General features: G+C 37.6%; 27 protein-coding genes and 1 tRNA gene. 10 read left to right on the top strand and 18 right to left on the bottom strand.

All coding sequences use genetic code 11. The features are described 5' to 3' along the window. Window positions 1-3: 3 nt before the first annotated feature. On the top strand, window positions 4-402 hold the full coding sequence (locus tag J2Y37_RS00355; protein ID WP_349031449.1) for a hypothetical protein: 399 nt from the start codon (window positions 4-6) through the stop codon (window positions 400-402). 27 nt (window positions 403-429) lie between these two features. Here the strand turns inward: J2Y37_RS00355 and J2Y37_RS00350 are convergent, their stop codons facing one another. From J2Y37_RS00350 to J2Y37_RS00315, 8 genes are all read right to left on the bottom strand, one after another. Continuing rightward, window positions 430-855 (bottom strand): hypothetical protein, encoded by a 426-nt coding sequence (locus tag J2Y37_RS00350; protein ID WP_349031448.1) that lies wholly within the window; start codon window positions 853-855, stop codon window positions 430-432. 12 nt (window positions 856-867) lie between these two features. After that, entirely contained in the window at window positions 868-1,467 is a 600-nt protein-coding gene (locus tag J2Y37_RS00345) for a hypothetical protein (RefSeq protein ID WP_349031447.1), read from the bottom strand. A gap of 2 nt (window positions 1,468-1,469) precedes the next feature. Then, window positions 1,470-1,730, bottom strand: coding sequence for a hypothetical protein (locus tag J2Y37_RS00340; RefSeq protein ID WP_349031446.1), 261 nt, complete (start codon window positions 1,728-1,730; stop codon window positions 1,470-1,472). Between the two features lie 63 nt (window positions 1,731-1,793). Beyond that, on the bottom strand, window positions 1,794-2,294 hold the full coding sequence (locus J2Y37_RS00335) for a hypothetical protein (RefSeq protein WP_349031445.1): 501 nt from the start codon (window positions 2,292-2,294) through the stop codon (window positions 1,794-1,796). Between the two features lie 10 nt (window positions 2,295-2,304). After that, window positions 2,305-2,736, bottom strand: coding sequence for a hypothetical protein (locus J2Y37_RS00330; protein WP_121928325.1), 432 nt, complete (start codon window positions 2,734-2,736; stop codon window positions 2,305-2,307). A 160-nt stretch (window positions 2,737-2,896) separates the two neighbouring features. Beyond that, window positions 2,897-3,823, bottom strand: coding sequence for a helix-turn-helix domain-containing protein (locus J2Y37_RS00325; RefSeq protein WP_349031444.1), 927 nt, complete (start codon window positions 3,821-3,823; stop codon window positions 2,897-2,899). Continuing rightward, entirely contained in the window at window positions 3,820-4,284 is a 465-nt protein-coding gene (locus J2Y37_RS00320; protein WP_349031443.1) for a phage regulatory CII family protein, read from the bottom strand. The genes J2Y37_RS00325 and J2Y37_RS00320 overlap by 4 nt, the downstream gene beginning before the upstream one ends. A gap of 21 nt (window positions 4,285-4,305) precedes the next feature. After that, complete coding sequence (locus J2Y37_RS00315) at window positions 4,306-4,554, bottom strand: Cro/CI family transcriptional regulator (protein WP_113997061.1); 249 nt, start codon at window positions 4,552-4,554, stop codon at window positions 4,306-4,308. 1 nt (window position 4,555) lies between these two features. Between J2Y37_RS00315 and J2Y37_RS00310 the strand changes: the two genes are divergently transcribed. From J2Y37_RS00310 to J2Y37_RS00285, 6 genes are all read left to right on the top strand, one after another. Beyond that, a complete protein-coding gene (locus J2Y37_RS00310; RefSeq protein WP_349031442.1) occupies window positions 4,556-5,335 on the top strand; it encodes a S24 family peptidase in 780 nt (259 codons plus the stop codon). A 123-nt stretch (window positions 5,336-5,458) separates the two neighbouring features. Beyond that, window positions 5,459-6,808 (top strand): Eco57I restriction-modification methylase domain-containing protein, encoded by a 1,350-nt coding sequence (locus J2Y37_RS00305; RefSeq protein WP_349031441.1) that lies wholly within the window; start codon window positions 5,459-5,461, stop codon window positions 6,806-6,808. Continuing rightward, window positions 6,792-9,077: a sensor histidine kinase gene (locus J2Y37_RS00300; RefSeq protein ID WP_349031440.1), complete on the top strand. Its 2,286-nt coding sequence runs from the start codon at window positions 6,792-6,794 to the stop codon at window positions 9,075-9,077. The genes J2Y37_RS00305 and J2Y37_RS00300 overlap by 17 nt, the downstream gene beginning before the upstream one ends. A 5-nt stretch (window positions 9,078-9,082) precedes the next feature. Then, complete coding sequence (locus J2Y37_RS00295; RefSeq protein ID WP_349031439.1) at window positions 9,083-10,201, top strand: hypothetical protein; 1,119 nt, start codon at window positions 9,083-9,085, stop codon at window positions 10,199-10,201. Further along, on the top strand, window positions 10,202-10,984 hold the full coding sequence (locus J2Y37_RS00290) for a hypothetical protein (protein ID WP_349031438.1): 783 nt from the start codon (window positions 10,202-10,204) through the stop codon (window positions 10,982-10,984). Between the two features lie 170 nt (window positions 10,985-11,154). After that, window positions 11,155-11,817 (top strand): tyrosine-type recombinase/integrase, encoded by a 663-nt coding sequence (locus J2Y37_RS00285; RefSeq protein WP_349031437.1) that lies wholly within the window; start codon window positions 11,155-11,157, stop codon window positions 11,815-11,817. 146 nt (window positions 11,818-11,963) lie between these two features. Here J2Y37_RS00285 and J2Y37_RS00280 read toward each other — a convergent pair. The 7 genes from J2Y37_RS00280 to efp all read right to left on the bottom strand — a co-directional run bounded on the left by J2Y37_RS00280 (window position 11,964) and on the right by efp (window position 19,203). Beyond that, a tRNA-Val gene (locus J2Y37_RS00280) sits at window positions 11,964-12,040 on the bottom strand. 35 nt (window positions 12,041-12,075) lie between these two features. Next, entirely contained in the window at window positions 12,076-14,064 is a 1,989-nt protein-coding gene (locus J2Y37_RS00275) for a DUF3488 and transglutaminase-like domain-containing protein (RefSeq protein WP_349031436.1), read from the bottom strand. A 2-nt stretch (window positions 14,065-14,066) separates the two neighbouring features. Next, window positions 14,067-14,984, bottom strand: coding sequence for a DUF58 domain-containing protein (locus J2Y37_RS00270; protein ID WP_349031435.1), 918 nt, complete (start codon window positions 14,982-14,984; stop codon window positions 14,067-14,069). Window positions 14,985-14,998: 14 nt separating this feature from the next. Then, complete coding sequence (locus J2Y37_RS00265; protein ID WP_241323377.1) at window positions 14,999-15,958, bottom strand: AAA family ATPase; 960 nt, start codon at window positions 15,956-15,958, stop codon at window positions 14,999-15,001. Window positions 15,959-16,044: 86 nt separating this feature from the next. Beyond that, on the bottom strand, window positions 16,045-16,350 hold the full coding sequence (locus J2Y37_RS00260; RefSeq protein ID WP_349031434.1) for a CstA-like transporter-associated (seleno)protein: 306 nt from the start codon (window positions 16,348-16,350) through the stop codon (window positions 16,045-16,047). Next, window positions 16,350-18,452 carry a carbon starvation CstA family protein gene (locus tag J2Y37_RS00255; protein WP_004671875.1) on the bottom strand — a complete coding sequence of 701 codons (2,103 nt, stop codon included), beginning with the start codon at window positions 18,450-18,452 and terminating at the stop codon, window positions 16,350-16,352. The genes J2Y37_RS00260 and J2Y37_RS00255 overlap by 1 nt, the downstream gene beginning before the upstream one ends. A 181-nt stretch (window positions 18,453-18,633) precedes the next feature. After that, complete coding sequence (gene efp, locus J2Y37_RS00250; RefSeq protein ID WP_005196243.1) at window positions 18,634-19,203, bottom strand: elongation factor P; 570 nt, start codon at window positions 19,201-19,203, stop codon at window positions 18,634-18,636. 89 nt (window positions 19,204-19,292) lie between these two features. Between efp and epmB the strand changes: the two genes are divergently transcribed. Genes epmB through J2Y37_RS00235 form a run of 3 tightly spaced genes read left to right on the top strand, consistent with a single transcriptional unit; the run spans window position 19,293 to window position 24,152 of the window. Continuing rightward, window positions 19,293-20,309, top strand: a complete 1,017-nt coding sequence (gene epmB / locus J2Y37_RS00245) for an EF-P beta-lysylation protein EpmB (protein WP_241323378.1) — start codon at window positions 19,293-19,295, stop codon at window positions 20,307-20,309. Window positions 20,310-20,322: 13 nt separating this feature from the next. Next, window positions 20,323-22,077, top strand: coding sequence for a hypothetical protein (locus J2Y37_RS00240; RefSeq protein WP_005196240.1), 1,755 nt, complete (start codon window positions 20,323-20,325; stop codon window positions 22,075-22,077). After that, window positions 22,074-24,152 (top strand): EAL domain-containing protein, encoded by a 2,079-nt coding sequence (locus tag J2Y37_RS00235; RefSeq protein ID WP_349031433.1) that lies wholly within the window; start codon window positions 22,074-22,076, stop codon window positions 24,150-24,152. Before J2Y37_RS00240 ends, J2Y37_RS00235 begins: the two co-directional genes overlap by 4 nt. 156 nt (window positions 24,153-24,308) lie before the next feature. Here J2Y37_RS00235 and rpmE read toward each other — a convergent pair whose 3' ends face one another. The 3 genes from rpmE to gloA form a co-directional block, all read right to left on the bottom strand. After that, window positions 24,309-24,533: a 50S ribosomal protein L31 gene (gene rpmE, locus J2Y37_RS00230; protein ID WP_004671881.1), complete on the bottom strand. Its 225-nt coding sequence runs from the start codon at window positions 24,531-24,533 to the stop codon at window positions 24,309-24,311. A gap of 198 nt (window positions 24,534-24,731) precedes the next feature. Then, window positions 24,732-25,700 (bottom strand): bile acid:sodium symporter family protein, encoded by a 969-nt coding sequence (locus J2Y37_RS00225; RefSeq protein WP_349031432.1) that lies wholly within the window; start codon window positions 25,698-25,700, stop codon window positions 24,732-24,734. A 139-nt stretch (window positions 25,701-25,839) separates the two neighbouring features. Beyond that, a complete protein-coding gene (gene gloA / locus J2Y37_RS00220) occupies window positions 25,840-26,241 on the bottom strand; it encodes a lactoylglutathione lyase (RefSeq protein ID WP_241323380.1) in 402 nt (133 codons plus the stop codon). Window positions 26,242-26,243 lie beyond the last annotated feature (2 nt).

Here is a 26,243-nt window from a genome sequence, read left to right as displayed (position 1 = left end):
ATCATGCAGAAACAGACAAATTTCATTAAAACGCAAGTCCGCTTACCTCCTGAATTACATCAACAATTAGTAGATTTCGCAGATGAGTTTGATTATTCGCTTAACAGTGCAATGATTGAATTATTAAAAAAAGCTTTGGAAAATAAAATAGATACCAGTGAAGAGAAGACTAGTGTTGAATCGAAGAACTCGGGGAGATCAATTTATTTCAATGACTTAAATTGTATAGCTGAGTCAAAAAATGAACCTCTACACGAACGTACAGCACGTGTGGAGCAAATGATTTCAAATCTGTTCTACCGCAATCCTCAATTTGAATTAATTAACATTGAAACTCTAAATAATGGTGAGAAAATCCGCTATTGGTATTCTATTCCTAGAAGTGAAAGTTTTAGGGATTAAAAAAAGCACCGTGAGGTGCTTTTTTAACTATTTATAATTTTTTAATTCATGATGCTGAATTATATTATCAATAATTGCTTGATAAATAATCATACGACTAGATGAATCATTATAGCAATTATTCTTAAAAAACAAACTATGATGAGGAAAATCATCTACAATAATTTCCAATAAATCTGTTTCTAAATTAGCATCATTTACAGCTTGTTGTAAATTTATTTCTAATAGACTACTATTTTTATGGCATGTGTAATTATTTTTCTCAAACTCACATATAATGTTTTTAACTTTTTCAGTAATGTTCTCAATTTTAACTGGATTATTTGAGCGATACGAACTCGTCATAGACGATAATTCACTATCTTTCAACTTGAACGCATCTACGTAATCTGGGGCTGTTTTTGAACAAGTCGCATTAATATGACGCCATAAAGGATAGTTAATAATACTCACAGTAAACTCTTATTAAAATATTTTAAATAATTCATCTATTCTATAGAAAGAACTATTATCTTTCATTACTAGATAACCATTCATTCTTGTTAATCCTTGCTTTCTATCTACAATATTAAAATTAATTTTCTTATGACCTGTAAAAGAAATTGTCAAGGATTTATTACTAACCCTATTATTTTCATTGTAGTATAAAACTAAATTACCATCTACAGGATCAACAAAAAACTCTCCTTTTTGTAGCTTGTTAGAATTTAAGAACATTAAACATTGATTTAAAGATGCAATATCTACTTTATCTTTTTTAGTTAACTCATTTATTTTAGTTAGCTGTTCCTTTAATTTTTTATTTTTTATTTTACCCTTTATTTTTGCTAAAGTAAGATTTGTATCGCCATCTATACATATTAAAGTTTCATTTACTATTTTAGTGTAATCATGCCAAGACAAAGATTCATCTCTTTTAAAAACACTCTTAATATCACGAAATAAAAGTGGTTTATTTTCAATATTAGAATGTATTTCAGTCTCATTGACTAAATTTTCTGTGTCTTCATATAAACTTTCTAATGATGAGAGACTATTATTTATTATCGATCGGGTTATATACATTACTATTCTTCCGATATACTTAATGAATCAAAATGAGTTTGTATAGAGTCTAGCAATGTTTTCGCAACATCATTAGGTAATGCATATGAGGATATTAAAGCATTTTCTTCTTGATTATTAACCCCATCTAAAAAATTTACTATCAATAAATCATCCGAGCCTTTTATTGTTAATCCACTTACAAGTATTGGAGGAGAAACAGTAACATTACGTCTGTATAGTGGTGGCTGTTTGTTTTTCATACTATTGGGTAATTTTGCCATAATTTCACCTAGTTACATTCATTATTAGTGCTTTTCAAATACTATATTACTATATCAGACTCTTCAATAGAATGTAATAAACCCATACCGACAATGCAACGCAGCCAAGCCACATTTAACATCCATACGTGCATCCATCTGACTGCGTTCATCTGTCACCATCTCAGCCCATGAGTTGCCATAAAAGTATCGGCCGATGATTGCATCCATCCAATCATCCATGATCTCAGACTGACCAAACATATCTAATATCAAACGCTGTACGGCGCGAGCTTCATTGTCATTGATTTGACAGCTTATACGGCTGTTCTTGATCTTAGGTGGTTCAAAGTCCCCTGCGAGATAATCAACAATGATCTGTTGCTGTTCCTTTTTAGAGAGCTTCTTATACTTTCTCGCTTTGGCTGCACTGTCCATGGCCACAGCAATTGGATTAACAATGCGTCCACACGTACCCATTGCAGATAACATCCACGCACCGAACTGGTAGAGCCAGCCTTCCAAATCAAATCGAGTCCAATCCACACTTTGCAAGATATGTTGGTTTACTACTGCAGCATTCATTCTCTATTCCTCAAAACTTCGCAAATCGTTTAAATACCAACATGGCCGCATCTCGCGCATGTTCATTGGTTCGACCTTTCCAACCTGTCATTCGGATAAAGTCTGTCGCTTGCTTTTTAGTGGCATTGGCTGCTGGGTGAATCATCTTGTAGGTGTAGCCCTGCTCTTTGCACCAATCTTCCCAAATCTGCGCATCACGTTTTACAGATCCAACGCCTTGAGCTTTTTCTCGTCCACCTGTAAACCAAGTACGTTTTCGGGCATCTTCGATATACAGGCAAATGTTTTGGATACCCCATGTTTGAGCGTACTTTTGGACTTTGGCCATTGCTTGTGTGATGGATAGGCTTTCAACATGTTCAAGCTCTCCGCCGTTACCACGGTCTGCAGCTACGGCGAATCCTGTATTCACGCCAGTATCAATTCCGATCATGATCTTCATGCTTGCACCATCCCCAACTCGATCTTGTTATTCATAAACATGTGATTCACCGAACCGATGTATCCACACCAACCAAACACGTCGCTCCAGTAAGACCATGTGCCGTTGTGGTTTTGCCAAAATGTCCCATCGTTTTCGATGTGTGTTCTGCCCTGAGGAATCATGCTGCCTCCTTCAAGTTGCCGCTAAATCCGACTTGCTTCAGGTAGCTTTCCCATTTTTTGGCTTGGGTTGGGTTTTGTAGTTTCACGGCGATGCGTGCTGCCAGTTTTTCAAATGACTCACCCGGTTCGCTGTACTTGCTCGAAAATTCAGGATGGTGTGCCAGTTTCTGAGCAAAGCTCGCAATTTGTTTGTCGCTGAGCTGCTTTGGGTTTTCGGATGCAGTGGTTTTGCTGTACCCCGATTTTTCAGTGTTTGAATATTTGCTTCGGTATGCGTTGAGCAACCAATCGGCAAAGTGAAAATTCATCAGTGCATCGCAAAGGGATCTGTCTTGGTTGTAAATCTCGAATGCGCGTTTTTCTCGTTCAGCCCATTTTGCGTTCAGGATGGTTTCTGGTTCGATGCTGTCATCCGCCAATGAAATTTCTTCACGAAGTTTTTTCAAGCAAAGCCAGTCTTTTTTGTTTTTAGATTCTATTGGAAGATTCCTTGGGAGATTCTGTGTCCCAATTTCGGTACTGGTCTCGGTACCGTTTTTGGTACTGGTACTTGTTCCGTTTTCGGTACTAGTACCAATATTGGAACCTGTACCTAAATTGGAACTAGTACCGTTTTTACCACTAGTCCCCTTTTTGGTACTGGTTTGTTCATCTTCCCGACCGACTACACCGAGCAGTTGATAAACTTTTACGCCGTTGCCAACTATGCTGCCTGTAAATTTAATCAGGGCTTTTTGTTCTAGGTCGTCTAATACTTTGATGATGGTTTTACGGTTCATCTTGGTGTCTTTGACCATACGCATAATGCTTGGGTAGCATTTGTGGTCTTCTCCTGCACGGTCTGCAAGTGAAAGTAATATGAGGCGTTGTGTGGAACTGTCTACTTCCGCTCTCCAAGCCCAAATCGTTGCATCTAAGCTCATGGGGTTACCTCTTTTTTATCGTCTACGCATTGGTGTATCTGCGTATCGAGTTCTGCCAATATTTCGTGGAGTCGGTGGATCACCCTAGACATGTCTATGGCTTCCCCGCGTGTGATGCGTCCGTCTGCCATCATTTCTTTAAATAGCGTGTAGACGTTTCCGCCTTTCATTCCAAAGCTCAGGACGAGATCGGTTAATGCGGTGTCTCGGCTTTCGGGTATGTCAGGCAGGTTGATCGCCACTTTGCCGTGTTGGGCATTGAGGCTTTGCAGAATTCGGTAGTCATTGGTGAGTGCCATCAGTTTTGATGCTTCGAGTAGCGTCAAGTGATGGGTGTCAGTATTTGGATTGACTTTGCTGTTGAGCACGGCGGGACTTTTAATGCCCATACGTGGAGCAAGTGCCGATGCGCCACCTTTGTAGTCATGCACAGTGTTATAAGCAGCATCTAATATGTTCATATCGAGTTCCTTTGAACGTGTTTATTCGATGGGTGCTTTATTACTATTTTTAGTAGAACGAACGAATGCCCAATTGATATCAGGTCTTAAATGCTCTGCTTTAACTTGTTGATTGGTTAATTCTTCAATAGACAAACAACGTTCTTCAGGAATTCTATCGAAATTCCACTTACTTAAAGCCCACGGCGTAATACCTATACTGCGGGCTAATGCCGACTTACTGCCTGCTATTTTTATAGCTTTTTCTAAAGCAACCTTTGGTGATGACATTATGCAACCATTAACACTACTTAAAGTAGAAGACAATATACTACCTAAAATAGTATTGGTGCAACTTAAAATACGAGGTAATATTCTACCTGTGGTAGAAAATGGAAAGAAATCCAAAGTGCAAACAGCTAAGTATCATGATTTTGCATCAAGGCTAAAAAGTCTTATGGATAAAGACGACTCGCCGATAAAGACTGTAAATCAGTTGAAAGATGCAATAGAAGTCACATATGAAATGGCTCGTAGATATACGCTTGGAATTGCAAAACCACGCGAAGAAAAAATGCAGATATTGGCTGAAAAATTTAATGTAGATATTAGCTACTTAGATCATGGAACAGGATTAGAAACAAACATTTCAAGCCCCTTTCCAATTGCAGGTCGATTAGTACCCGTAATTTCATGGGTACAAGCTGGTACTTGGACTTCTACTGAAGGTGTGCCAGCAGGAACACAATTTGAGGAATGGCTACCGCCGAATCCTAAATGTGGAAAACATGGCTATGGTTTAGAAGTTGTTGGGGAATCAATGCTTCCAGACTTCCGCCCTGGCGACAAAATATATGTAAATCCTGACTTTCAAATAAGTGATTTAAAAACAGGTGATTTGGTTATCGTTGCATGCGACGGGGAAACAGAAGCAACGTTCAAGAAATTGATCGTAGAAAGCAACGGTATGTATTTGGAACCTTTAAACCCCAAATGGCTAGAGAAAATCATGGAGCTTCGTGAAGGATGCAAATTGGTTGGAAAAGTTGTTGGGCTTTATAGGGATGTATAGGTTTTTTAATAAGATTATTTTATGTACACCCTTTGTTAACTTAATGGTTTTAGTATATTTTTTATAGTTTTACTATGTTAAATTCACTTATTGTAGTTTTAAAGTAAATTATCAGGGTTTTATATGAACATTGAGGCTGTTAGAAACCAATATAAGACTCCTAAAACTTATTATGAATTAAGCGCATCTCAAGTCAGCACTCCTGAAGATGTTGTAAGTTTTTTCTGGAGTTTAGTAAAGCAATATAGAACTGACCCTTTAAAGAACATTGTTGACTTTGGTGCAGGTGATGCAAGATTTAGTCAATCAGATCACTTTGAACATTATTTGGGGATTGAAATAGACCCAAATGCAATTGTTAGTAGTTTTTCAAAAAACACTCGAATCAAAATAATTAATGATTGTGCATTCAATTTAAAAGAAAAAAATTTTGATGCATGTATAGGTAACCCTCCCTATGTAAGACATCATGATATTGAATCTCCCTGGAAAGAAAAAATAGGTAAATATCTAGAAAAGCAATTGAATATTAAATTCAACTTGCATAGCAACCTATTTTCTTATTTTATAGCTTTAGGATTAATCAAAACACATGAAGCTGGATTAATAGCGCAAGTAATTCCCTATGAATGGGTTTCTCGCCCATCCTACAATGGATTAAGAGATTTACTTATACGGGAAAAATGGCAGGTTGATATTTATTGCTTTGAATATCCAGTGTTTAAAGATGTTCTCACAACTGCTTGCATTACAATTATTGATAAGTCTAAAAAAAATAGTCAATGGAACTATTTTAATGTTGATAAAAAGCTCAATATTTCAAAAAGACAAGGTGTAAGTGGTACAGGTAAAGAAGTACTTGCTTATAGTAAGCATACTACTATTCGAGCGCGTCGGGGAATAAGTCCAGGTTCTCAAAAAATTTTTACGTTAACCGAAGGCGAACGTATCCATAATCGAATATCAAAAAATGATGTTGAACCATGTGTTACTACTTTAAAGGGTCTACCCGATGATTTATACATATTAGATCAAGAAAGCTTTAAAAAATATTTCGTAAGTCAAGGAAGAAAATGTTGGCTGATTAAATCTAATCAAGAAAATATTAGTAAAAATCTTAAAATTTACTTAGATAACATTCCAGAATATTCAAGACAGAATTATACTTGCACACATCAACATCCATGGTACAACTATGAAAAGTATATTATTCCTCAAATATTGATTCATTCAGGTTTTACTAAGTTTGGTCCTAGAGTACTACAAAACAAAGTCGGTGCAGTAGCGGTTGGATCAGTAATGGCTATTGATTCTGATAAAAATTTTGAAGTTGTGGATTTGATTGATTATTTACAAAATTTTAATTTTGAGGATCAGGTTGTTGCACACTCCAATAACCTAAAAAAAATCGAAGTTCGACAACTAAATAGTGTTATTAATAAATGGATAGAGTCTTATGAACTTAAGCACTAATACTGATTCAGGAAAATTAACTAAAACAATTAAATTCACGATTGAAAGTCGAATTTTAAAAGAACTTGGAGAGCGTCTTGTTAATGATGCCTCTATCGCATTAACTGAATTAATAAAAAACTCTTATGATGCAGATGCTTCATACTGTGATGTAAATATCACAGAAACGCAAATTATTATCAAAGATGATGGTCATGGTATGACTTTCAATGAATTTAGAAATAAGTGGATGAAAATAGCCACTGCCAATAAATTGATTGATAATAAGTCTAGAATTTTCAATCGCAAAGTAACAGGTTCAAAAGGTATTGGACGCTTTGCTGTAAGATTTCTTGGAAAAAATTTAATTTTAGAGTCAGTGGCAAAAAACGAACATGGATCTAAAAGTAAATTAACTGCTATATTTAATTGGGAAGAACTAGATGAACAGGAAGACCTAACTACCCTAGAGGTACCATATTTTACTGAAGAAACTACAGAATCATGTGGTACGCAGTTAATTATAAGTAACTTAAGAGCTGAAGCCCATTTAACTGATGAACAGATTAAAAAAGTAAAATCAAATGTTATTCAGAACACAGCCCCTATCTTTGCTTTTATTAATGATGTAAAAAATAATTTAAACAATAAAGATACCCCTGAATATAAGACGGTAGCGCATAAAGTAATTCATGGTGAAAATTTTAACGAAATTAAAATCAAGGATCCTGGATTTGATATTTATTTCAACATTGATAATAATCCTCAAGATAACTTAGCTTCTTTAATTTTAAAAAATTACGTGATAAATGCAAAAATCTTTATTCAAGGTACTCACCTAAAAGTTATTTTTGACCACGATATTGAAGATATAGATCAAATTCCACCATTCGAAATATTTAACTTTGATAATAGACTGGGCACAGATATATATGGTGATGTTCGTTTTTTTCCTAGACGTGCAGGAGTATTTTTAAGTAAAGGTATTAATGGTCAAATTGCATGGCAATGGATTAAAGAAAATCAAGGTGTAAAAGTTTTTGACCATGGTTTTAGTATTACACCTTATGGGCATGATGATGACGATTGGCTTTATTTAGATCGGGATACTGCTCATAGTAGAAGGGATTGGCGTTCATCACTCATGAATGAATATTTCCCAATGGATCCAGAAGATGCACGCAGCCCAAAGCGCAACCCAATGGTCAGCTTGCCAAATAATCACCAATTAGTGGGTGCTTTATTTGTTGATAGTGATCCACATGAAGAAGATAATACCTTACTCCCTAGTATGGATCGACAAGGCTACATCATAAATAAAGCATTTAAACAATTAAGATCTATTGGTAGATTTTTAATTGAACTGATTGCATATTATGACAAAAAAATTAGCCTCAAACTTGAGGAACTAGAACGCCAAGAACGATATGGTCATCGTATTGATGAGTTTGATGCTGTTATTCGTGAAATTCAAATATCTCCTACTCTTTTAGCTGAAGATAAAGAACGTATAGTTGAATACTATTCGAAAGTAAAAGAGGATTTTAAAGAATTAGAAAATTACGATAAGGAAGCTCGTGAAAGTCTTGAAGTGATGAGTCTATTAGGTGTAGTTGCAGGTTTTATGACTCATGAATATGAAGCTGCTCTTCATAGCCTTCAAACTGCTTCTGCAAAAATTAAAGCATTAGCTGATAAAGATCCATCTTTAATCGATGCTGCCAACGAAATTGATAAATCGATAAGTAATTTTAATGGCTATATTGAATACACTCGATTATTTGTAGAAAACATTCATCAAGCAGTTATTAAACCTTACTATGCATTATCTGTATTAGAATTAGTAACCGAAACATTTGAAAACTTTAGAAAGGAGAGAAATATCTCTTTAGAGTTTGAAATTGACGAAGATTTACAAGCGCCTCTAATTCCTGCTGCAATGTACCAAGGGCTTGTACTAAACTTATTTACTAATGCAATAAAAGCATTAGTAAATGAAAAACATAATAATAAACTTATTGTAATTCAAGCTTGGAATGATTCAAAAAAACATATTATACAAGTAATGGATAATGGCCCTGGTATTCCAACAGGAGTAAGAAATCGTATTTGGGATCCTTTATATACAACAACATCTAAAGATACTAACTCTCTTGGCTCTGGTATGGGGCTTGGGCTTGCCCTTGTTAAACGCGTAGTAGAAAGTCAGAAAGGAAAAATTATATTGCTTGATCAAGCACCAGCAAATTTTAGTACTTGTTTTAGAATAGAACTACCTTTAGGGGCATAAGACTAATGATCTTATTAATTGATGATAAATCGGATATTCCACGCCAAATTAAAGATGCATTAATTACAGAACTCTCATCTTTCAAAGATCAAATAACTATTTGGAATCCAGATAATCTGAAAGAGTTAACACAACTTTATGAAGAAAATAAAGGAGATCCTAATAAAATATCTGCAGCTGATGAGGATGTTTGGAAACGAGTTCTAGAAAAACTAAATGTTGATATGGTAGTAGTTGATCATGATTTATCTGGACTAGATGTCCGTATCTCTGAAAGTGCGATTACTAATGCTTGTAAACAGCTAGCTATCCCTGTTTGCAATTATCATAGAAAGCCGCCCAATAACGATTCTCAGAACTTAAAAGATAGGGTCAATCAAGCTCGCTCGTTTTCAATCGAAATTGAAATTGATGGGGATAATCAATACAGAGAATGTGCCAAAGAAATTATTAATGTTTATCAAGGTTTCATGTTTCTTAAGGATAAAATTAGTTCTTTAGATATAGAGACTCTTAGTGGTGGTCCTGCAAAAATTATTTCTGTAGTTCTACAAAAACCTGAACTTGAAGCAATTTTTGCAAGGTATGCTTCTAGCTCTACTCTAGCAACAGATATTATTCAATATGATGATGAAGAAACACCCGATGATGAAATACCTTTAGTTTTAAAAGAACGAATTCCATTCGTTTTAGGTTGTTGGCTGTATAACTATATACTTCCCTTCCCTGGTATTCTTCTAAATAGTATAGCAGCAGCTTCTTATGTCAATTTAGATCCACAACAGTTTATTGAATTCGCCGTAGAGTTCGAAAATGCAAAATACAATGGGCCATTTTCTACTCACTCATATTATTGGTGGAGATATGATTTAGATCAAATTTTATTCGATGCAAATGTTGAGGATGCTGTTGAGTACTTAACAATGAAAAATAAACAAAATATTATGCCCTGTAAGTGTTCTGTAAATAATGATTCTAATGCTGGATATTATTGTATTGTTAAGAGACAACCTATTTCATATGAAGAATCAGTAGGTCATCTAAGTTGGATTCCTGAAGGTTCTGATTTATGTAGAATAAACAAAAAAATATACCGTCGTTTAGCTCCAATGATGGGGCTATAAATGACTCATAGTGATTATATTTTAAGACGTGTCGATCAAAGATTTAAAAATAACCTTAATTTTTTTAATTCTAAGATTAAACAAACGCTTTCACGCTTGAACTCAAAAGTTTATTTTTCAGATATTACTGTTGTAAATTTAGAAAATAATAACAGAGATATTGAACTCTTTTGTTATATCAAAAATTTACCAGATTGTGGCTCAAAAGATAAACCATTACAAGACATTGTAAAACTACCATCACATAGACTTAGCCATTCTGTATTTATTACTGCCATACTTACCTTAGATACAAATTCAGAGAAGTTAAGTATTATTAAATATAATACTGAAGTTAAATACTGTGAATTTATAAAGCCTGCCACTCCAACTAGCTTGAAAGGTATTATTGGATTTCATTACGATTTTGATGACAAGGAGCAACCAAATCATCCTATATTTCACGCGCAGCAAAATAATAAATGCGGAAATCGAATTTTTACTGAAGAAAAATATAAATCATTCCGATCTAATCACACATGTGAATTAGACTTAGAAGGACCTTCACAGCTTAAATATATTAGAATTCCGACACCGCAAATGGATATTTTTTCGACAGTCATTGCTGTTCTTGCTGACTATATAGTTCATCCAACGGCCGAACAACATAAAGATCTTTTCCGAAACTTATTAAGAGATATTCACCCTTATATTCTTCCTTTCAATTTTAATGAATTTGGTAGAATTAATAACGATTTTAAGCAGAATAAGAGTACTGTAAGCTATTGGTATCCCAATTTCTAATTTGAACAAGCCGATTAAGCCTCGCATATGCGAGGTTTAATTTCAATTAAACTACTTAAAGTATAAATAATTTTATTTTTTGTTGAATATTTTTCTACTTATAGTAGTATTTATCTCGTAACCAACAAAAAAAGCACCGTTCTTTACTGATCGACATATTTAAATACTTTGTGGCAAATGGTTGGGCGAATGAAAACATTGCTGAGAAAACCTTAAAACCGATTCGACCTAAGAAAACACGGCAAAGACTTAGCAATGAAACACTTGCTCAAATACGTGCTGTTAGCCCTGATTGGTTGAAGTATGCAATCGACTTGGCACTGCATTCCACTCAACGTCGTGGCGATCTGGTGGCACTGTTACGCACTGCAGTGAATGTGAAAGAAAATACATTTACCGTCCTGCAGCACAAGTCATTAAATTATGACAAGCCGATCTATATCGAAGTAGATATGCATCCTGAACTGGCGGAAGCTGTGGTGAAGTGCCTTGAAAATTCGTTTCGTTTGAACTGCCCTTACCTCATCGCAACTCGACCTGATCGCATCACGGCGCATAACCGAGCCGTGAAGTTACATGCATTTGCTGTGACAGAAGATCACCTCACCAAGCAATTCCAAAAGTATCGGGATTTGTCGGGTGCATGTGATCATTTGGAGCCGAGACAAAGACCATCTTTTCATGATCTGCGTGCGCTCGGTATTTTCAATATTACCGAGAAGTATGGCAAAGCTTATGCTCAGGCATTGGCTGGTCATGCAACCGAAAAAATGACGGATCACTACCTACAAGGACATGAAGAACCGAAGCCGCAACGCATCAGTTTTAGATGATTTTTTAAATTCTAAATACGGCGATTTATTGTACTTATTCACATTAAAACCGAACGGAGTTCCCCGAAAATACCCCGAATATTCCCCTAAAACAAAAAAGCCCACTTTTTGAGTGGGCTTTAATATACTGTTTTCACAGTCAATTTTGGTAGGTATATCCAGACTCGAACTGGAGACCTCTACGATGTCAACGTAGCGCTCTAACCAACTGAGCTATACACCTAGAATGAAAAGCATGATATTCATTTTTTTGCATGATCACAAGTTTTTTTGATCTTGTTTGATCACAACCGCACAGTCTTTAAGCAACTTTTTAAATTGTTGTAGATCAGAATCATTCATTTGCTCTAAAAATACGATTTTCTGATAAAGCACAACCACTTGTTCAAATGGTTCTGAATTTTCAATAGTTAAAGATAAACGCTGCATCCACGTTTGGAAGGTTTCAACTGGCATTTTTTGCAAAGGTTTTGGAAGCTGCTTCTGAAACTTCAAAATCATCCGCTGATATACTGCTTGTTGCTTACGTTGTCGCCACCAAGCAAAAAACAGATAAGTAATTAAAACTCCACTTATACTGACGATTAACACCACCACATAGCCATAAGTTGAATCAAGACCCAGTTTAGCCAGCCAATTTTTCTGTTTTTCAGCATCGTAGCCTACAACCTTGCTTTGCCATTGATAACTTAAATAATCATTCCAAACCCGTACATTTTTAAGAAACTTAAACTGATGTAAGCGCCAAGCTTTCGCTTGCTGATCGCCCCAAATACGTTGATCTTGCGCCAAATAATCCTGCATACCCGTATCAATACGTTGCGGTGCAATCATTGCGGTTGGGTCTATTCTTTTCCATTTTCCATCTAAATAAACCTCACTCCATGCATGAGCATCCAGTTGACGAACCTCCCAACTTTTCGCATCAAATGCTGGCTGCCCTCCTTGGTAACCCGTCACTACTCGAGCAGGAATTCCGACATAACGCATCAGCATCACGAAGCTAGATGCATAATGTTCACAAAAGCCTTTACGACTGGAAAATAGGAACTGATCTATACGATCGCCACCTAACGTTCCCGGACTTAATGTGTAGACAAAACCATTTTTACGATACCACCCTAAAACAGCTTGCACATATTTTTCAGGATGTTGGTGGCTTTGCTCAAACAGCTTGCTCGCTAATTGTTGGGCCTTTTGATCTCGTGTTTCATCAAATCGAGTGTTTAACTCAAACTGACGTTCAGCGAGTACACTTGGCTCTGCGGTACTTCGTCCTAACCAGTGCATTTGTATCGGTTGATTTCGTTTGATCAGTTTTGTAGGACGAATACTATCGTCCTGATAAAGCTGTAAATATCGCTCTTGGGGAATTGAATATTCTAAACCCATAATCCAGTTGGCTTGTTCATCAGCAGGCAAATACTGATAAGGGACACTCCGTGCAGTGCTTTGCGTGCTTTTTATTTGTTGATTAAAAAAACTACTGGTCCATGTCGCACCATCATATTCATCTAAAACTAAAGCACGCCAATACAGTTCTTTACGATTAGGAAACTGATACATGTCAGCTACAACACGAAAGGCCAAAGCAGTAGACTGAGATAAGCGCGCAATATCTCCGGGTGACATTCGATCGCTCATCCCCGTAACTGCTCGATCATTCTGAATCGGAATGGCCCAAAGCGGTGGTAAGCGCGGGAAGAAAATAAACAACAAAATAAAAAATGGCGTTGCTATAGCAATGAACTTAAAAACTTGTTTAACATCTTGTTTTAATTGACTGGAAGACAAAGTATTTTGATTAAACAAACCTGTTTGAATACGATACAAGCCTAATAAGCACATAACAAAGGTTGCAAGAACAATCATTGCCATCCAAAAAGCTTGGCTATGTAAAAGTAAACTTGCACCCACGAATAAGGCAAAATTAAATACAATCAATAAATCACGGGTACTTTTAGCTTCAAGACTTTTGGCAAATAGGCAGGCACTCAGTAAAGCAACACCAGGTTCAACACCAAGCAAACTTTGATAATGCAAATAGATCAGCGCAAATGATGCCAAAGCAAAAATAATGAGTAGCAGTTTCGGAAAAGGCTTTAAATTTTGTTTGTGATAGCGCCAAACCAAGATCAACCACACAATTCCCCATAAACCACTGAGCGAGGTGGGGATAAACGCAATCTGTCCCAACAAAATCAATGCGAGCGCAGCTAAAACACAGAAATAAATTTGTTTTGTCATGCTTAGGCCTGCGCCAGTAAAAGTTTTGCTTGAATCAACTGAGATGAGCCTTGTCCACTTTCCAATCTGGCATGTGGCAAAATCAAGGCATAATCATCGCCAAACTGTTCACACTGCTCAATCAATCCCATCATAAAACTTAATTTTTCTTCATGACTTTGTGCAGGTATCTGTTGATAATCAATTTCTAAATATTGATGATTGGCTTGGGCTTCAAACATTTTAATAAAAAAACCCTGTCCTCGCGCGACTTGCTTCCATGCCACATTTTGATAAGAATCCCCTTGCTGAAAAGTTCTCAGTTCACGAAATTCATCCAAACGATCGTTGGCATTGCTTGGCTGATTTTTATGTTCTTTTTGCCAATCATAAGCTTTCGGTGCAATCCACACTTTTTGCTTTAGATATAAATAGCTCCAAGCGCGAACCAATCCCAATGGATAAGTCGAATAGATTTTTATCGCATCAAAAGAATATTCGCCACGTTGTTGTGGGAGGAAATAAAGTTCAAAACTTTGTTGCTTTTGATCTAAATAAAGATTTTGCTCTTGTTCTTGCCATTGAATCCGTAAATATCGAGCTGCATTCGATTTCTGTTTAAGAATAAGTTTGAGTATTAAAACCTGCCCCACTTGTCCGACTTCAGTGGCAACAACATCAACCTGTAAAGCATGTAACTGTTTAAATGTTAAATAAAAACTGACACATAAAATTGCACTCATTAAAAAGCAAAAACCTAAAATCAAGTTATTGCCATAGTTAATGCCAGCGATAAAAGTAATTAAGATCAAAACAAGATATAAAAAGCCCTGTGTATAAACAAAAACTAAAATGTCTTTTTGTAAGAATGTTTTGCTGTGCTCTATCTGAAATCGTTTAGATATCCATTGCAATATCTGAGGCTTGAAGCGACTTCGCATGCATCTATCCTCAATTACAACACATCAACCAATGGCAAAATTTGTTTTGCCTCCACTTCGGTCAAGCTTAGGCGATGAGCTACTACAGCCACAAAAACAGCTTGTACATCGTCTGTGGTCACAAAACTACGACCTTCAACCAATGCATGTGCTTGTGAAGCCGCTTTGAGTGCCAATACACCGCGCGTTGACAGACCATGACGTTGTTTACGTGTTTCAGCAGCCAAATCTAAAATATAATTTAAGACGGCATTACTTAAAAATACCTGCTGAGCCAATGAACGCAAATGCAATATATCGGCTTGGTCAAATACCGCGACTAGCTGATGAATCAACACATGACGAGAACTTTGCTGTAAGAGTAATTTCTCAGCTTGGCGTGATGGATAACCGAGCGATAAACGCATTAAAAAGCGATCCAGTTGCGACTCTGGCAATGCGTATGTCCCACTTTGAAATAGTGGATTCTGAGTCGCCAACACCCAGAAAGGTTGTGGCAATTCATAATGCACCCCATCAACAGTGACCGCCCCTTCTTCCATTGCTTCCAGCAAGGCACTTTGGGTTTTTGGACTACAACGATTGATTTCATCTGCCAGCAAAATTTGCGTGAAAATAGGCCCTTTTTTAAACTCAAATAAATGTTCTTTTTGATTAAACATGTTAATCCCAATCACATCACTTGCGAGCATGTCATTGGTAAATTGAATCCGTTGAAACTGCAAACCTGTTAAGCGTGCCAATGCACTGGCTAATGTTGTTTTTCCAAGTCCGGGTAAATCCTCAAACAGCACATGACCACCTGCCAATAAACAGGTCAGCGCCAATTTGGTTTGCTGCGGTTTATCCAGAATAAGCTGATTCACTTCGAGCAAAAAACTTTTGATCTTATGCCCATACTGCTGAATGTCTTGTTGTATTTTTTGATTTTGCTGATTGTTTTCTTGAACTGAAACTTTTTCCAGACCCCACATTATTCTATCCCCCAAAAATAAAACAGTGTATAAATCAACATACACTGTTTTAGATTTTTTTCAAAGAAATCAAATAATTTCTATTTCTAACAAGGGCATTTCTTCATCCCACCGCCCGCACTTGGATAGCGCGAATCAACACAATGCCGATAAAAAGTTTTAGCATCCATTGGGGTTAAATCAGGATGGTGTGTTTTCATATGCTGCACATAATTTTCATAGTCAGGGACACCGACCATTAAACGAAAACTCTGTTGCAAATGCTGCCATAAAATCGCGATTTTCGACCAGTTTCTTGGTGACAATAACAAATGTTTTTGCGACAAGATGGTGAATTTAATGATCTTCACAATCACTGCACTTCCTTTACGAGCAATTTTAAAATCCATCATCACTCTCCTTTGATACTGTTTGCAGTCATCGGCGTTTCGGTATAGACCGCAGGTGCTTCATTGGCTGTTGGTGTTGGACTTGCCAAGGCTCTCCGAATCGCGCCAATCGAGGCAATAATCATCACAATAGCAACAATCATAAAGAACGCGCACAACCCTGCATTGATCTGATTTGACAGTACAATGGTTTGCATCTCAGCCACTGATTTTGCAGGTGCAAGTACTTCACCACGTGCAATCGCATCCGAAAAACGATTGGCTTGAGCAAGGAAACCAATTTTAGGATTGTCATGGAAAATCTTTTGCCATCCAGCGGTCATTGAAGTAATGATCAAAAAAACAGTAGGTACAATCGTAACCCAAACATATTTTTCTTTTTTCATTTTAAATAGAATAACCGTACCTAAAATCAATGCCATGGAAGCAAGGATCTGGTTACCGATACCAAATAAAGGCCATAAAGAATTGATACCACCTAGAGGGTCAACTACACCTTGATAGACAAAGTATCCCCAACCTGCAACCGCAACAAACGTTCCGATTAAGTTCCCAACGAATGAACTTGAGTTTTTCACTGCTGGAACAACAATACCCACCGTATCTTGCACCATGAAACGACACGCACGTGTACCAGCATCTACCGCTGTTAAGATAAATAAGGCTTCAAATAAAATCGCAAAGTGATACCAAAATGCCATCATCGAACGATTATTAAAAATTTCAGAGATGATATGCGCCATACCAATAGCAAAAGTTGGTGCGCCACCTGTACGCGATAAAATCGAGCTTTCCCCCACTTCATGTGCCAAAACAGTCAACATTTCAGGGGTTACCACAAAACCTAAATTTCGTACCGCTTCCGCAGCAGTTTCAACACTTGTTCCCAAAACAGCAGCTGGTGCGTTAATGGCAAAATAAATACCCGGATCTAAAACAGTGGCACAAATCATCGCCATAATACCGACGAATGATTCCATCAACATACCACCATAGCCAATCACACGAATATTGACTTCGTTATCCACCAGTTTTGGGGTTGTGCCTGACGCAACCAAGGCATGGAAACCTGAAATCGCACCACAAGCAATGGTAATAAATAAGAAAGGAAATAAACTTCCAGAAAAAACAGGACCCGTTCCATCAACAAAATGCGTCACTGCTGGCATTTTTAACTCAGGCATCGCAAATAAAATACCGACTGCAAGACCTGCGATCACACCAATTTTAAGGAATGTAGAGAGATAATCACGCGGTGCCAGTAGCAACCAAACGGGTAACACTGAGGCAATAAAGCCATAGATAATCAGCCCCCACGTTAGCTGTGTTCCAGTTAAGGTAAAAAACTCACCCCAATAAGGATGTTTTGCCACATCTCCGCCAAATACAATTGCCGCCATCATCAAGACAAAGCCGATGATCGAAACCTCTGCAATTTTCCCGGGGCGCAGATAGCGCATGTATATGCCCATGAACAGTGCAATTGGAATGGTTGCCGCAATACTAAATACCCCCCATGGACTTTCGGCCAGTGCTTTGACCACGACTAAGGCCAATACGGCAAGGATAATCACCATCACGCCTAAGGTACCCAGCATGACAATCACACCAGCAAAGGTGCCCAATTCCTGTTTTGCCATTTCACCCAATGAGCGACCGTCGCGTCTGGTAGAGATGAACAACACCAAGAAATCTTGTACTGCACCTGCGATGACCACACCCACTAACAGCCAAATTGTTCCGGGTAAATACCCCATTTGTGCAGCTAGAATAGGTCCAACTAACGGTCCTGCACCTGCAATTGCGGCAAAGTGATGACCAAATAAAACGTATTTATTGGTCGGCACATAGTCCAGACCATCATTCAAGCGATGCGCTGGGGTCAACCGTTTAGGGTTTAACTCAAAAACTTTAGTTGCGATAAATAAACTATAGAACCGATAAGCAATGCTATACACGCAGACCGCTGCAAGGACCAGCCAAACTGCATTGACATGTTCACCTCGACTCACTGCGAGTATCCCAAATGAGATAGCGCCTACAATGGCAACCAAACTCCATAAAAGTTTGGAGGGAAGCGATGATTTTGTTTGTGTTGTTTCCATTCAGAACCTCTCAAATACATAACTTTTCGTTAGTTGTTACATGGCTTTCCATACCTATATTTTCTCTTCGGAAATATCTTCGTAAGTTTATCGTTTTTAAAAGATGATTTATCTAATACTTTGGCATTAAAAAAGGGGATGATTTTCATCATCCCCTCGATAATCTTATCGTTAGATTCGATTATGCACGTTCTAAATAATCACCAGTACGGGTGTCTACACGAACGCTTTCTTCTTGCTGTACGAATAATGGAACACGTACTACCGCACCTGTTTCTAATTTGGCAGGTTTACCACCACCACCAGAAGTATCACCACGTACACCTGGATCAGTTTCAATGATCTTAAGAACCACGAAGTTTGGTGGGTTAACGGTCAAAGGTACGCCATTAAATAACATAATGGTACATTTTTCATTTGAGTCGTCTTTTAACCATTTCGCAGCATCACCCATCGCAGTTTTATCTGCAGCGATTTGCTCGAAAGAGACAGGATCCATGAAATTCCAAAGTTCGCCATCGTTGTAGAGGTAATCCATTTCAACTTCTACAATATCAGCCGCTTCCAAAGAGTCACCTGATTTAAACGTTTTTTCTAATACTTTACCAGAACGTAAATTACGCAATTTTACGCGGTTAAATGCTTGACCTTTACCTGGTTTTACATATTCATTTTCCATGATTGAACATGGGTTACCATCAAGCATAACCTTAAGGCCTGCTTTAAAATCATTTGTAGAATAATAGGCCATGAAAGGCGCACTCCAAACTTAAAACTCAACTTTATTAATGCTAGACTACAACACACAGGCGTAGTCCTCACACTATTTTTACGTATGGCATGATAAACTATTTACATCAAGAGAAAAACTGGCAATCACAACTCAGTGATCTAATTACCGATCCTTTAGAGCTGTTAAATCTGCTTGAGCTATCTACCGAACAGTTATTATCTGGGGCAATCCTCGCCTCTGAGCAGTTCAAATTACGTGTTCCTCGTGCATTCGTCGGGAAAATGAACATAGGCGATCCTTTAGACCCGCTCCTACTACAAGTCTTACCACATCATTTAGAACTAGAAGAACATCCTGCATTCGTTACAGATCCATTAGGTGAAGAAGCGGCTAACCAAATGGCCGGCGTTTTACACAAATACCAATCACGGTTTTTACTTACCCTCACTGGCGCGTGTGCGATTCACTGTCGCTATTGTTTTCGCCGTCATTTTCCATATCAAGAAAATCTGCCTAAGAATGATGATTGGATCAAGATCAAGCAGTACATTGAGCAAAATCCGAAGATCAATGAAGTCATTTTAAGTGGCGGTGATCCACTCACACTTAGTAACCGAAAACTCGCTTTATGGCTAGAACGAGTCGCATCTCTCCCTCAAATTAAAATACTGAGAATTCACTCACGCGTTCCGATTGTTATCCCCAACCGCATCGATAAAGAGCTGATTTCTATTTTAAAAAACAGTAGGCTACGCATAATAGTAGTGGTACACTCAAACCACGCAGCTGAGCTTGATGATTTCACTTGCTCAAAGTTATTACAGTTATCATTACATCATATTACCGTGTTAAATCAGGCGGTTTTACTCAAAGGTGTGAATGATTCTGCAAAAACGTTGACTGAGTTGAGTAGCCGTTTATTTGAAGCAAGAGTGATGCCTTATTACCTGCATGTTTTAGATAAAGTCAAAGGTGCTCAACATTTTGATTTAAGGTCTTCAGAGATAGACCATATATACAGTGATGTATTAGCAAGTTTACCGGGATATTTAGTTCCAAAACTTGTGAGGGAAATTGCGGGCGAAAAAAATAAAACACCGCTTTTTGGGGCTCAAACATTCTGAGATTGATAACACAATGATGAACACAGCTTTTTCGGATATTTTTCAAATTCCAACTGTACTAAGACGGGACAAACTGAGTTTTTGTGACACAAACACCAAAAGTTTGAATGAATGGATTTCCAATCTATCCATCATGCAATTAGGTGATACATCCAAAGCACTCTTTGCCGCATTATTAGAACTGAGCGAGTTAGAATGTTCTGAAACTTTGCGTTTTGATTTAGTCCAAGTGCTACACCCGACCATTGAAAATGTTTTAGGCAGTTTAGAAAAGAATTTTTTCAATCAAGGTGTGATTAGCTCTGACCGCAATGAACATATCATTGAACTTGCGATGTTATTGCGCTGCTACTTTGCAGCGGTTTATATCAATATTGTAAGACGTAGCAATGAACAGTTAGACCAGCAAAAGTTCTCTATATTTGCACTCAATCAAAAGAAGAACTTGCAAACAGCAAGAACACTGGCAACGTTTCAATCTTTACAACAACTAACCCAACTCTTATACCAACAACATATGTTGTATAGCGAACCCGTTGCAGGACAATGGCTCATCGCACATCAACTCTATGATGCCGCTGTTACACATAGATATCACCATACCAACTTAGATCAAGTTCACGGGACATCGAGTTCATTAGGCAATATTTCTCAAGCCTACGCCCAACTCATTTTGATGGATATTTTTAATACCAATCAAATTCGCCAATCTGAAATACAAGCGCTGTTCCAGTGTAGTTTTGACTGGGCGAAGATGGTTCAAATTCTACCCAAAGAAACAGACTTAACCAAATATGTGGTCGATACAAGCAAAGATCACCCACCGATTTATAATAAAAAGCAAAGTTCTGGTTTCCTACCAAATATTTTTATTAGTACGCATAGCCTATTGGATCATGTCACGGCCACTCTGCATAAAAATGCGGAATACGTATCCAAAAATGAAAAGGTCTATCTCACCCCTGCTTTAAAATTTCATGTGCAGACGATTTTAGGAACCATCGCAGAGCGTCGCCATGAACGTTATGAATACAACGCTCAACTGCATATTTGTTTTGGTCTTTTGACCGCACATTTTTATCTTTCCAAAGCAAAGAACTTTTCAGAAACATTGTTTTTAGATCATAGTTATGGACTACAGAATGAATCAAGGTTCATGTCGGCGTGGGACAAAAAGAACACAACAGAAAACCAAGAATCTGCGATTCAGCGCTTAAACCGTGAAAGTAAAACGGTATATCAGGCAGATATATTGGATATTAGTGTCAATGGTTATCGTATTAAGTGGTCTGGAGATGCACCCAAGAACTTAAGAACAGGTGAATATATTCTCGTCAAAGAAACCTCACATGGACATTGGCGTGGTGGTGTGATTCGCTGGCTCAAACAGTCCTCGGAGAAAAGCTTAGAACTGGGTTTGGAAGTACTAGCACAAGAAATTTTCCCTTGTGCTGCACGCATCCAAGCCGATCTGCATATCAGTAATTACCATCCAGCACTTTTATTAAAAAACCAAAATTTGGATGAAACCAAAACAACTTTAATATTACCAGGTTCGCAAATTTTTCGGGAACACCAAGCTGTTCATTTAAGATTGGGGAAAGAGGAAGTCAAAGTGTATTTATTAAACGCGCAACTCATTACCCAAAGTTTTGTTCAGTTCGAATTTGAACTACTAAATGATGAAGAACAACCTGTTCTTCGTCGATTTATGGCACAAAAAAATATGGATAAAATTGATCAAGACTTATGGGAAGCATTGAAGTGAGAAATTCTTTACTCTCTAAAAAACTAAAACGGACTGAAACTCGTTTACTCATCATTGATGATAATCAATTACGGTATAATCAAATTTCGGCATTATTTGCGGCTCAAGATCATCAAATTCAAGCAACCCTACTTGATGACCTTAAAGCATTTGAAAAGCAACTGAACTTAGCTTGGGATATTGTAATTTTTGGTCGTGCATACGATTTAAAGATTGAACAAACCCTATCGCTCATTCAAGCCTCAGCACAGCCTAGCTTACCGGTTTTATTACTTGAGCCAGATGATTATCAGGCTGAACAATATCAGACCTATATTCATAAAGGTATTTATGATGTCTTGAATCTTGAATCCCCAGAAAAGTTTTACATCAACATCGTTCGCACACTTTCCTATAGTCGTTTGGTTCAAGCTGAGCATCGTTTATTAAGTGAATTAGAAGCAGCTCAAACCCAAGCCCAATCTCTAGTTGCAGAAAGCCACAAAGCCGTTGCGATCTTACAAGAAGGTATTCATATCGAAGTAAATGCTGAATACGCAACGCTATTTGGTTTTGACCGTGCAGACGATCTAGTTGGTTTACCGATTCTTGATGTTTTACAGCCTGAAGATTTGAGTCAGTTTAAGTTACGTTTCAAGAAAATTTCACAGGGGCAGTTTGAACAAGCACGCTTTGAACTACTTACTCAGAATCCAGTCATAAAAAATAATCCGCTACACGTTGAGTTCCTCCCTTCTGGCAATGAAGATGAAATCCAACTCAATATTGAATGTGAGACAACACAACAATCTGTAGCTGCTACGGCTCCAAATACCACAGCAACTGAAAAGAGCTCGAGTTTGTTTAATGCCTTCCAACAAATTAACCGCCAACTCACAAACCACCCAGCCAATTCAAATGCACTGGTACTCTTTAGTCTAAATAACTGTCCAAATGAAGTTTTTCAAAAGGATTGGCACGCGACAAAAGCCTATTTCTCCAATATTCCAAACTTCATTAAAGAACAAGTGAGCGTTCCTGTATATCAAGTCGATACTGCACTTTATGTGGCTTTATTCCAAGCAGAATCCAAAGTGGTATTAAACTCGTTATTGATTAGTTTGAATGGTCTACAAAAGCCACAACTACTGATCACTGAACAATACAACTTCCCATTACATTTAAAATTGGGCTATTGTGAACTGACCAAACAGATTCCAGACGAAGCTCATTTTGAACGCATACTTTCTAAAGCATTCTTACTGGCGCTACCTGTCTTTAACACGCCGAAGATTGATACCAATATCGGTTTAACCACTGAACATATCCCTAAAACGGTTCAAATCAGCCTATTACAAGAACTAAAACAGAAATTAGATACAGGTGATATTCATCTAAAATATCAGCAAACTTATGACAAACAAGATCAATACACCCATACCTACGAAGTTTCCAGTGGGTTTATACATAATAACCAATGGCAGGATTTAAGCGATCTTGCTGATTTAAAAGATGATCCTGAGCTGTCCGTTCAATTAGACCGCTGGATATTGGTAGAAGCATGTAAACAATTACATAATTTCATTACCCAATATCCAAAAGCAAAACTGATTATCAATCTGAACCATCACATCCTATTAAGTGATAAAAAGCTTCCTGAATTAGTTGCAAAATTATTGACCATTATTGGAAGCAAACAAGCCCATCCAATTATTTTGCAGTTCTCCGAGCAAGCTCTGCAACAGAACCTAACACAGGCACAGCCGCAAATCGCTTTACTTCGCCAATATGGTGCTGAGGTTGCTATTCGTGGTTTTGGCAACTCTATTTATAGCGATACGATTCTTCAGCAAATTGACACCCAATACGTCAGTTTTCACCCGTCATTATCGAAAATGCTCGCATCAGATAAAGAGATGGTCGCTTTACAAGAAAAGGTACTGCATTTCATTGCCCAGAAACCTGTTGAAATATTCTTAAATGAATTAAATGACATGAACTTATTTGCAAATGCATGGAATGTAGAGAGTCGTTTCTTACAAGGCAATTACTTTCAGAAGAAACTTGATCGTTTAACTGACGTACAAGATCAATAACCCCCCCTAGTATGTAATTGATCTATTAAATACTTTTAGAATCCCCCTTTGATAAAGGGGGACTTCTCCTCTCTTTTTAAAAGGAAGGTTGGGAGAGATTTAAAAAATACAGACACAAAAAAACGGGCATATTGCCCGTTTTTTGTTTTCTTGATATTAACGTTTGATAGAACGTGACATACCAGAAAAACGTTGTTTGAATTTGTCGATACGGCCGCCAGTATCCACATTCTTTTGTTTACCAGTATAGAATGGGTGGCAAGCTGAACATACGTCAAGATAAAGCGTTTCTTTACCTAAAGCAGATTTAGTTTCAATAACGTTACCACATGAACAAGTAGCAACTAAAGTTTGGTATTTTGGATGAATATCGGCGCGCATGCTCGATGCTCCTAATTAGTAAGAAAGGCTTAAGCTGTTATCGCAATTGATCACTCTCAAAATGAGGAAAGCAAAGTGTTTTACACTTGCAGATCAACACCACAACAGACCATTTCTTTTGACTCACCGAGACTCTAAAGGTCAGAGCAAAGCCAACAAGTGCCGAGCATTATACGCCAACAAAATAGATTTAGCGAATTATTCTTGTCTTGTTTTCGACCAATGATTGGCAATTATCCCACAAACCATCAACTGGATTTGATGAAAGATCATAATTGGTAAAACAATCATGCCTAAAGGTTGTCCTATAAATAAAATTTGCGCCATAGGCACCCCACTCGCCAAAGTCTTCTTTGAACTGCAAAAGAAAATTGTCGCTTGATCCGCTTGATTAAAACCAAGCCACTTTGGTAGATAGAAAGCCAATAGCATCACAATGGTGAGCAAAACTGAGCATGCAAGGATCAAATACAATAGTGTTAACCCACTCACTTGCTGCCACAACCCAGCAACCACGGCACTGCTGAACGCCCCATAAACCACCATTAAAATAGAGCCTTGATCAAAGACCTTGACCAAACTTGGTCGTTTGAGCATTGCAGGAAAAATATAAGGGCGTAATATTTGACCTAATATAAATGGAACCAATAATAATAGTGTGATTTGAATAATTGACTGGGTTGGATCAAAACCATGTTGGCTTTGTCCAAGAATAAAATAGCTGACTAAAATAGGGGTAATAATCATACCAATGATATTGGAAAATGATGCACTACACACAGCACCTGCGACATTGCCTTTGGCCATCGAGGTAAATGCAATCGAAGATTGTACTGTTGATGGCAGAAAGCACATAAACAGAAAACCCCAATACAACTGCTGTCCCAAAAGCGGCTCTAAGATTGGTCGGGCCATGAGGCCGATTGCTGGGAAAAGTAGAAAGGTAAACGCAAAGACGAGAGCATGCATTCTCCAATGCAACATGCCTTCAACCACAGCTTCACGCGACAACTTTGCACCGTGTAAGAAGAAAAGTATCGCAATAGCAACGGTTGTGAGAATATTAAAATAAGATGCAATCTGGCCTGAAACTGGTAAAAATGTTGCAAGTACAACCATCGCAACCAAGAGTAATGTAAAACGATCCAATGCCAAAATTTTGAACATATCTTATTCCTACTCACCCACTAATTACAATAAAGCCCAATACAATATTGTTGACCATTTGATCGACATATCATACTGGGCTATATAAATAATGCTAGCGCTTTTAAATGAGAAATCTTCAGCTTAAGATGAATTCAAATTAGTTATTACGTGCATTTTGATCCTGTTGAATTAACTCAATCTTATAACCATCTGGGTCTTCAACAAAAGCGATAACCGTTACACCGCCCTTCATAGGACCTGCTTCACGCACCACTTTTCCGCCACGCGCTTTGATGTCTTCACATGCCTTATAAGCATCTTCTACACCAATCGCGATGTGTCCATAAGCATTACCAAGCTCATAGCTCGAAGTATCCCAATTGTGAGTTAACTCAAGTACGGTATTGTTTTCTTCATCGCCATAGCCAACAAAAGCAAGGGTAAAACGCCCTTCTTCATAGTCGCGTTGGCGTAGCAATTTCATACCAAGTACCTCAGTGTAGAACTTTAAAGATTGTTCTAAATTACCTACACGTAGCATCGTATGTAACATGCGCATCG

Source organism: Acinetobacter sp. 3657 (genome assembly GCF_031456775.1).
In the GTDB taxonomy this organism is placed as follows: domain Bacteria; phylum Pseudomonadota; class Gammaproteobacteria; order Pseudomonadales; family Moraxellaceae; genus Acinetobacter.
Note: the sequence above shows the minus strand (reverse complement) of the source record. Positions and strands in the feature narration are given on the sequence as shown.

Bases quoted from the DNA above. Each gene is read 5' to 3' on its own strand.
- J2Y37_RS00355 (WP_349031449.1), top strand. From the start codon at position 4: ATGCAGAAACAGACAAATTTCATTAAAACGCAAGTCCGCTTACCTCCT.
- J2Y37_RS00345 (WP_349031447.1), bottom strand. From the start codon at position 1,467: ATGTATATAACCCGATCGATAATAAATAATAGTCTCTCATCATTAGAA.
- J2Y37_RS00340 (WP_349031446.1), bottom strand. From the start codon at position 1,730: ATGGCAAAATTACCCAATAGTATGAAAAACAAACAGCCACCACTATAC.
- J2Y37_RS00335 (WP_349031445.1), bottom strand. From the start codon at position 2,294: ATGAATGCTGCAGTAGTAAACCAACATATCTTGCAAAGTGTGGATTGG.
- J2Y37_RS00330 (WP_121928325.1), bottom strand. From the start codon at position 2,736: ATGAAGATCATGATCGGAATTGATACTGGCGTGAATACAGGATTCGCC.
- J2Y37_RS00325 (WP_349031444.1), bottom strand. From the start codon at position 3,823: ATGAGCTTAGATGCAACGATTTGGGCTTGGAGAGCGGAAGTAGACAGT.
- J2Y37_RS00320 (WP_349031443.1), bottom strand. From the start codon at position 4,284: ATGAACATATTAGATGCTGCTTATAACACTGTGCATGACTACAAAGGT.
- J2Y37_RS00315 (WP_113997061.1), bottom strand. From the start codon at position 4,554: ATGTCATCACCAAAGGTTGCTTTAGAAAAAGCTATAAAAATAGCAGGC.
- J2Y37_RS00310 (WP_349031442.1), top strand. From the start codon at position 4,556: ATGCAACCATTAACACTACTTAAAGTAGAAGACAATATACTACCTAAA.
- J2Y37_RS00305 (WP_349031441.1), top strand. From the start codon at position 5,459: ATGAACATTGAGGCTGTTAGAAACCAATATAAGACTCCTAAAACTTAT.
- J2Y37_RS00300 (WP_349031440.1), top strand. From the start codon at position 6,792: ATGAACTTAAGCACTAATACTGATTCAGGAAAATTAACTAAAACAATT.
- J2Y37_RS00295 (WP_349031439.1), top strand. From the start codon at position 9,083: ATGATCTTATTAATTGATGATAAATCGGATATTCCACGCCAAATTAAA.
- J2Y37_RS00290 (WP_349031438.1), top strand. From the start codon at position 10,202: ATGACTCATAGTGATTATATTTTAAGACGTGTCGATCAAAGATTTAAA.
- J2Y37_RS00275 (WP_349031436.1), bottom strand. From the start codon at position 14,064: ATGACAAAACAAATTTATTTCTGTGTTTTAGCTGCGCTCGCATTGATT.
- J2Y37_RS00270 (WP_349031435.1), bottom strand. From the start codon at position 14,984: ATGCGAAGTCGCTTCAAGCCTCAGATATTGCAATGGATATCTAAACGA.
- J2Y37_RS00265 (WP_241323377.1), bottom strand. From the start codon at position 15,958: ATGTGGGGTCTGGAAAAAGTTTCAGTTCAAGAAAACAATCAGCAAAAT.
- J2Y37_RS00260 (WP_349031434.1), bottom strand. From the start codon at position 16,350: ATGATGGATTTTAAAATTGCTCGTAAAGGAAGTGCAGTGATTGTGAAG.
- J2Y37_RS00255 (WP_004671875.1), bottom strand. From the start codon at position 18,452: ATGGAAACAACACAAACAAAATCATCGCTTCCCTCCAAACTTTTATGG.
- efp (WP_005196243.1), bottom strand. From the start codon at position 19,203: ATGGCCTATTATTCTACAAATGATTTTAAAGCAGGCCTTAAGGTTATG.
- epmB (WP_241323378.1), top strand. From the start codon at position 19,293: ATGATAAACTATTTACATCAAGAGAAAAACTGGCAATCACAACTCAGT.
- J2Y37_RS00240 (WP_005196240.1), top strand. From the start codon at position 20,323: ATGATGAACACAGCTTTTTCGGATATTTTTCAAATTCCAACTGTACTA.
- rpmE (WP_004671881.1), bottom strand. From the start codon at position 24,533: ATGCGCGCCGATATTCATCCAAAATACCAAACTTTAGTTGCTACTTGT.
- J2Y37_RS00225 (WP_349031432.1), bottom strand. From the start codon at position 25,700: ATGTTCAAAATTTTGGCATTGGATCGTTTTACATTACTCTTGGTTGCG.
- gloA (WP_241323380.1), bottom strand. From the start codon at position 26,241: ATGCGCATGTTACATACGATGCTACGTGTAGGTAATTTAGAACAATCT.